The 8,456-nt window shown below is 62.2% G+C and carries 2 protein-coding genes and 1 pseudogene; all 3 read left to right on the top strand.

Annotated features, from left to right (window positions below):
• Positions 1 to 283: helix-turn-helix transcriptional regulator (locus WBB85_RS20770; protein ID WP_432640487.1), on the top strand; the 283-nt coding region annotated here is incomplete at its 5' end.
• A 162-nt stretch (positions 284 to 445) separates the two neighbouring features.
• Positions 446 to 859: pseudogene (locus WBB85_RS20765) on the top strand (Tn3 family transposase); the annotation flags it as partial.
• A gap of 543 nt (positions 860 to 1,402) precedes the next feature.
• On the top strand, positions 1,403 to 8,456 hold a 7,054-nt coding region (locus tag WBB85_RS20760), incomplete at its 3' end, for a PKD domain-containing protein (protein ID WP_432640486.1).

Below are 8,456 nucleotides of genomic sequence, written 5' to 3'. Positions count from 1 at the left end.
GGATTGGACCGTGGCCGCGCTCGCCTGCGAGGCGGGGCTGTCGCGCACCGGCTTTGCCGAGCGGTTCACGGCGCGGATCGGCGCGACCCCGATGAGCTATGTCACATCGTGGCGGATGCAGATCGCGCGGGAGGCTCTCGCCGCACGCGGGCTCAGCGTGGCCGAGGCGGCCGAGATATCGGGCTATGCCTCGGAATCGGCATTCAGCCGGGTGTTCAAGAAAGAGATCGGCGTTTCGCCCGCCGCCTTTCGGCAGGGTGGGACCGAGTCCCGCGCCGCGTAACGGGTCGTCCGTTTCTTAGGACGATCTGCGATGTTTTTCGGACCTTCTGAAATTTACTGTCCGGAGACCGACGGGTAGTCAGGAAGGGGTCCTTTCCGGCTGAGTGCAGGATCGTACGTTAGGCAGCCAGGACGCGTCTTCCGTTCTCCCTGATCTCTCCGTTATCCGCGCCAGCATGAGCTGGCCTTGGCGCTCCGTGAAATCGGGCGCGTCGAGCGCACCCTCTTCATCATCGAATGGCTCCTCGACGCCGACATGCAGCGACGGGCCCAGATCGGCCTGAACAAGGGCGAGGCGCATCACGCACTGAAAAACGCTCTGCGCATCGGACGCCAAGGCGAAATCCGGGATCGCACCGCCGAGGGGCAGCACTACCGCATGGCCGGTCTCAACCTGCTTGCCGCCATCATCATCTACTGGAACACCAAGCACCTCGGTCAGGCCGTGGCCGCGCGGCAGCGGGCCGGACTGAATTGCGACCCAGCTCTGCTCGCGCATATCTCGCCGCTTGGATGGGCCCACATCCTGCTCACCGGCGAATACCGCTGGCGGCGGCAAGCTGGGGCAAAGCTGTGAAGTAATCATCCCTATATCTTGCCACCTTCACAGCCACAAAACGGGCGCAGCAAGCTCATCGCCACAACGAAGGCGACCACAGGGCTCAAAACCGGGAGTATGGGACGTTAACGTACGATCCTGCACTCAGCCGTAACAGACCCCAACAATTCCGTGACAGGTCCACAAAGCGGCTGCGCGAAGTCACGCGGCCTGGGGAGTCGAGAGATAGAGACCGGGAACGGTAAAGCCGGCCACAGAGCCAATCGCGACAGTGATTGAGTTCCTGAAGCGGAAGCGTCGGGGGACTATGGCCTGGCAAGAACGTCAGTTCCGGCGCACAGATATATCTGTTCCTTCCGCGACGTAATTGTTTCTGTTCTCAGGAAACAGTGTTGCCGAAGTTGCCATGCTTCTTCTTCAGACACTAATATAGGGAGGTCTCGGTCATTCTCTCTCGTATCCGTGGAATCTCGCCCGATTGTTCAACTCAAAAATGACTTGATCAAATTTAATAGATCGGCGATCTTCGCTCCCGGGTTGTAGGGACGAAGGGTTATTTTGATGAATCTGTTTTTCAACGGCGTTGGCGCCGGGCTGATATTTCTGTCTTCCGCACTTCCTTCCCTTGCAAATGACACCGCAACACCGGTTGCCGCGTCGGTCGGTACAGCGGTCCGGCTCGATCCCACGGACGGGCTCAAGGCTGTCGCCGGGGAGCATCTCCAGCCGCAATGGTCCTGGACGCAGCGGCCCGGCCTGAGCGTCGCGGATTTCAGCGCGGCGGATGTCCTGCGCCCGACCTTCACGCCCGATATCGCCGGGACGTATGTCGCGACCGTTTCCTTCTTTGATGCTGACAACCCGGCCAATACGGCCCCGCTCCATGTCGTCGATATCGAGGTCGGCACGGGCAATCTGACGCCGGTCGCGCGGATCGGCGGGCGCGGTGCGCCGGGCGGGTCCAGCCCCATCCTGCTGGACGGTGCCGGCAGCTTTGATGTGGATGGCGACGGGCTGACCTATCATTGGTCGGTCATTGACATGCCGTCCGGCAGTGACGCGGGCTTTGCCGATGCGACGGCACCAATGACCGGATTCATGATGGATGCGGAAGGCCTCTATCGTGTCGGTCTGAGCGTGCAGGATGACAGCGGCGCGGTGTCGTCTGTCGTCACCTACGAGATCAGCTATCTTCCCGATTCCGGCAGCACAGACAGCTACCGGCTGAGCTATGACGCCACCCGAGTTGCGACGACCGGTGTTCAGGACCTGTTCGACCTAGGCGACCGTTCGGTGACCGGTACGCATGAAAGAGTTCAGGGATTCGAACTGGATAGCGGAGCGGCCATAAATCCCGATATCGCGACTGTTACATTTGGAGGCATAGGTCATACCCTTTCGACGCCGCAGGATTTTCTGGCTCTGGCGGCGGCCATAGATGCGGATCCGGACGGGACAACAAATGTCCGCATGTCACCCAATGCCGCAGTGAACGACCTCACCTTCATCTTCGGCACTGCCGGTGGCTCGGTCACCTTCGAGGACGTGATCGGCGCTGACCTTTCTCGCGCCGATCTCCTCGCGTTTGGCGTGGACTATTATGCCGGTGTCGGCGGGCGGCAGGTCGCCCCGGTGGCGTCGGGACGGTTCGACCAGCTTCGCGCCACGCCGGGTACGGCTCTGGTTCTCGACGCCTATGGCTCGAGCGATCTCGACGGCAATGCCCTTGTTCCCTCAGCTGTGATGTCGGCCTCACCGTCGGGTGCCGCGCCAACGGTCACGCTTGACGCGGATGGGCAGATCGCGGTGACGCTTGATCAGCCGGCCGACCATATCCTCACGATCTCGGTTTCGGATGGCGACTGGATACGCTCTGACCAGATTCTGGTCACGGGTGATCCGGCGGCCAACCTGCGCCCTGTGGGCCGCATTGCGCCGGTCGCCAATCCGCAGGCCGGAACCGCGTTCGCTCTCGACGGGACCCAGAGCTATGACCTCGATGGTGATCTTCTGTCCCACAGCTGGGCGCTCCTCCATCGCCCCGCCGGCAGCACGGCCTCTCTCGGCGCCTTTGCCTCCGGGGCGGAGACGAGCTTCACGCCGGACCTTGCCGGTATTTATGTCCTTCAGCTCATGGTTGAAGACGGCAGCGCCGCTGCTGTCCCGGTCACGATACCTGTGGTTGTCGGCGCACCGCTGCCCCGGGCCGACGCAGGAGCTGACCGGCTGACCGATACGAGCGGGATCGTGGCACTTGACGGTACAGCGTCGACGGGCGGGCCGCTCTCCTATTCCTGGTCGGCGCTCGGCCTGACGGGGAGCGGATCTGTCGGGCAGTTCAACGACTCACATGCCGCTCAGCCCGCGCTCGCGCTCGACGTGACCTCGGCGCGCTTCACTGACATCATCTCGACAAGCCCGGTCTACCACATCAAGCGCTCCGATCTGGGGGGGCTTTGTAACTTCGACACCCGTCTGCCCGGCGATCTGCCGGGAACGAGTGCTGCCGAACCGGTCAGCATCTCGCTCATGTCGCGCGGTCAGCAATCGGTCGCGTCGGGCGATATCATTGTCTGGGAGATCGAGAACAAGAACGATCACACACGCAGCGTCGATCTGAAGCTGGCGGACGGAACGCCGCTGGGCAGCGTCACCGTGCCCGGCAGGGTTTCGGTCCATGTCACAACCCCGGATTTCGGCAAGGGCGATCTTTATGCCTGGGTTGGCTCTGCCAGTGTCGCGACTGCCCGGGTCAAGAACAATCCGTTCAACCGCAATAACCCGGTTTGCGTTGTCGCGGGCTCCGGCGTGGTGCAACTGATCGTCACTGACGGCAATGGCTGGTCTCTTCCCGATACCGCCTTCATCGGCGACGCCAACCTCAGGCCGGTTCTGAGACGGTCGGCCCGTCTGACCGGCGAACGGGGCGTGGCGGTGCCGCTGAACGGTGCCGCGCTGGCCTTCGACGGCAACGGTGATGCGCTGAGCTTCGGCTGGTCGCTGATCCATCGCCCGGCTTCCAGCCAGGCGGCACTTTCCGGCGGTCCGTTGGTCACCGCACCGAACCTTGACTTCACGCCGGACCGGGCCGGGCTCTACCTGATCCAGCTGACCGCCAGCGACGGCGCGACGCAGGCCGTGCCCGTGGTGATCGTGATTGAAGTCCCCAATACCGCCCCAATCGCGGCGGCCACGGTCGATGCCGATCATTTCGTGGGAGAGGTCGCAACCCTCGACGGAACCGGCTCCTTCGATCCCGACGGCGATGCGTTGACCTATGTCTGGACGATCGTCTCTGCCCCGCAGGGCAGCACCGCCCAGATCGCCAATGCGAACGCGCCGATCGCCTCCTTCACCCCCGACATCCGGGGCGATTACGTCTTCGCCCTCACCGTGTCGGATTATGACCTGTCCTCTGCCCCGGTCACGGTGGCGATGACCGCGCCGAACCGCGCGCCGGTCGCCGATCTTGTCGGCCCGGACAGCATCGTGGTCAATGAGGTCACCGAGTTCAGCGCCGCAGCCTCGTCGGATCCCGATGGCGATGCGCTGAGCTTCACCTATTCGTTCACTGCGGCCCCCGCCGGTTCGGCCCCCGCGATCAACGATCTCGGCGGCGGCCTGGTCGAGGTCGCAACCGACCGGTCCGGCGCCTATACTCTTCAGGTCACCGTGGATGATGGCCTGGCGCAAAGCACGGCCTCGCTCGACATCAGCGCGACCGTGCCGAACCTGCCGCCGGTTCTGGGCAATGTGAACAGCCTCTACACGGTCGAACTCGGCCTCGAGCTTGCGCTCGACCTGTCGGCCGTTGATCCTGACGGCGATCCAGTCAGCTTCTTTGCCAATCCCCTGCCGCTGGCATCGGGCATCACGCTTGATGCCACATCGGGCATGATCCGCTTCCGCCCTGAACAGGGCCAGATCGGCAGCCACGCTTTTACCATCGGCGCGTCGGATGGCAGCCTCACCGATACCGCCGTTCTGAACATCGAAGTGGTTCCGGCCAATGCCGGTGAGACCGCCGTCTTCGGCTTCGTCTTTGATGCGGTAGATCGGGCGAACGGGACCGATACGCCGCTTGTTGGCATTCCGGTCCGGCTCGAGAATGCAGCCCTCGCCACTATCACCGACAGTGCCGGCCGGTTCAGCTTCGGCAGTCTGACCGCAGGCAGCGACCGGGTCCTCGTCGAGCCCTCTGCCACGGGCGGGCCGGGCGGCTATGTTGGCGAGATCCGCGCGATCACCATCACCGACAACCAGAACCGCGATCTCGCGCCTGATTTCCTGCTGGCACCGCTGAACGATGGTTGCGCCCAGGTGGTGGCTGGTCAGAACACTGTCCTGACCGGCAACACGTCCGGTGTCACCGTCATCATTCCCGCCGATAGCGTGACTGATGCTGCGGGCGCAGCCTATAGCGGCAATGTCTGTCTCGGCACCCTGCCGCAGCTCTTCGCCCATGAGGCGTTGCCACGCGACGTCCAGGCCTGCCACATCTATGCGCTCGATGCGCCGGGTGCGCTTTTCACCGCCGGGGCGACGCTGACTGCGCCGAACGCCGATAACCTGCCGGAAGGCACCAGCCTGAACCTGTGGCAGTTGAATACCTCGGGTGCAGCGTTCCGCCGCGCCGCCAATGCGGGTGTCGATACAGGGGCAGCCACGGTCACCAGCGCGGCCGGGGCCTTTGACAACGGCATGCTCTTCTCCTTCCTGCCGAAGGCACCTTCCGCAATAGCTTCGGACGACACGCCGACCGGAAATCGCAGCCTCTCGCTCTTCGAAGGGGACCTCGCGCAGAGCTACACCCTGCCGGGCTATACCGCCTTCAACCGGACCCAGCAGGTCTCGCTCGCCTATCACTCGGCCGCGGCCGACCCGACCGTGATCGTCGCGGGCGACGTCACGATCTCCTCCGACGCCTCGCTGCCCGCAACACTCGACAGCCGCATCGAGGTCGGTGGTCTCAGCCTCGCCAATACCGCAAGCTGGACCCCGCGCCAGGCCGCCGACGGCACCACGCCCGCGCTGGTCGGCGAAGCCGTCACTTTGCGCCAGTCGACCCCGGTCGACGCCACCGGACTGCCCTCGGGCCGCTACGACTACCGCTTCACCACGCGGGCCCAGTACGACTGCTCAACCGTCGCCGCCGGCCACAAGGGCGAATTCTACGTCCAGAACCAAACCCAAAGCCCGCTCGGCACCGGATGGTCCGTCGCAGGCCTCCAGAAACTTACCCAGAACCCCGACGGATCCGTCGCAATCATGGACGACAGCTCGGTCACACCCTTCGATCCGAGACCCACATTCACAGAGTTCGAAGACGAACCGCTCGTGTTCCACATCAACGGTGGCCAGGACGCCAAAATCCAGGACATCGACGACGATGGCCTTCCAGATATTCTGTATGCAGATACCGGGCCGGGTGATGTCGGCATCCTTCGAAACCTCGGCGACAAGGAAATTGTGCAAGAGCCTGGGATTCATGTCGTCAACCCCACCAGTGTTCCGCAGACGGGAACATATACTCCAAATCTAACCGGGATTGGGGTTGGCCGGTTCGGCACTGATGAAGGCCTGGATGTAGTTACGACAGCTCAGTTCCAGCGCGGCTATAGCTTTGCACGCGCAGTTGATTTCGGTGGTACGGCCGCAAGCGTGACGTTTAAGCGTTTGCCAACCGTCTTGGGGAGCTTGCAGCCGCTTGATGTGGCCGTGGCGGATTTCGACAAGGATGGCTACCTGGACTTTGCACTTGGCCTCATCCGCAATGAATTTTTGAGACAAGACGCTTTAGGTGTCTATTGGGGGAACGCTGACGGGTTCAGCCATCCCTCTCCTTACCGCACCGGCTTTAGCGGTTGGGGAGTGCTGCAACTTGAGTTGGGCGATATCGATCAGGATGGTAATCAGGACATCGCCTATCGAGATCGGGATGGAATAAGCTTTCGGTTCAACCAGGGCGGCCGCAGCTTCACGACTGTAAAACTCGGACTTGGTCCGAGATCACCAAGGCTGATGGGTAAGTATTTCCAACTGGCGGACCTCAACAATGACGGGTTCCTCGATGTGATTACAGCGATGGGATCAACACTGAATGTCTACACCAATATCGACGGGCGCAGTTTTTCTTCGGCGGTCATCTATCAGAAACCGCCAGCTTCGAGCAGTCTAACCGCGATCAAGGCACACGATGTCAATCAGGATGGAAAACCAGATATCCTGCTGTCAACCGGCTACGAGGGCGATACCGTCAGCGGGACACTTGCAATCTACTACGGAAACGATGACGGGACGCTCCAACCTTATGAGCTCGGACAGCTCGACGAAGCGTTCAGTGACTTCCAGATTGCCGATCTCAACGAAGACGGCGGACTGGATCTGATCATCCTCCGTCGCTTTGAAATCAAGATCTACTTCTCGAAACCTTCCGATACCGGTGCATACATTTCCGGCAAGGGTGACTTCTCAACGCTGGAAAAGCTTGCTGACGGGACATGGACGCGGACCTACAAGGACGGCTCGGTCGTCGAATTCGACGCGAACGGGTTGCAGACGTCGATCGTCGATCCGCAAGGAAATAGGAAGACCTATACCTATGATGGTTCGGGTCGGTTAGTGACCATCACCGACGAGGCAGGGGGGATCACGACCTTCGCCTATGACGCGACGGGACGTGTGCTGTCGATCACCTATCCCGATGGACGGGCGACACAATTCGCATATGAGGAGGGCTATCTTGGGGAGGTGACAGAACCCACGGGCACCAAGGTCAGCTTCAGCTATGATATCGACGGTCGCCTGGTTTCATCCCTGAACCAGAACGGTAACAACACCAGCTACAGCTACGATGCGATCGGGCGCCTGTCCGGCGCGACATTCCCCGACGGTTCCTCCGTCCGTAACCAGGTGGGGGCAACGCTTGGCCTGGTTGACGGCCTCGGCGGTCCCGCGACGTCCCCCCTCGTCTATGTTGCGCCCGAAGACCGGATCACGACTGTCACCGATCGCAAGGGGCAGGTGACGGAAATCGAGGTCAACCAGTTCGGCTCGGTGATCCGCACGACGGATCCCCTGGGGCGGATCACGCTGATCGAGCGCGATGACAACAACCTCGCTCTGCAGGTCGAGCGGCCATCCACCACCGGCGGAACGCGGGTCGACACGATCGAGTATGATGAAGCCGGCAACGTCACGGAACTGACCGAGGCCGTGGGCACGGCCGCGGAACGGACCACCGCCTATATCTACGAGCCGATCTTTAACAAGGTCACCAGCATGACTGATCCGGGCGGCTTCGTGACGGCCTATGAGTATGACGCTACAGGCCTGCCGACGAAGATCTCTGATCCCGAAGGCGGCGCTCAGGTCATGACCTACACGCCCGAAGGTCACCTCGTCAGCCGCACCGATGAAAACGGCAACGCCACCCGATACGCCTACAACGCGAGCGGCAATCTCGACACCGTCACCTATGTTGACGGTTCCGTCACCCAGACGACCTATGATGCCAGCGGCAACGCGACCGTGATCGCCGAGGCGCAGGGCACGGGCGTCGAACGGCAGGTGCACCGGACTTACGATCCGCTGCGCCGTGTGCTCAGCATTGAGG

The organism is Albidovulum sp. (assembly GCF_049646345.1).
GTDB lineage: Bacteria > Pseudomonadota > Alphaproteobacteria > Rhodobacterales > Rhodobacteraceae > Albidovulum.
This window is presented reverse-complemented; position numbering and strand designations above follow the sequence as displayed.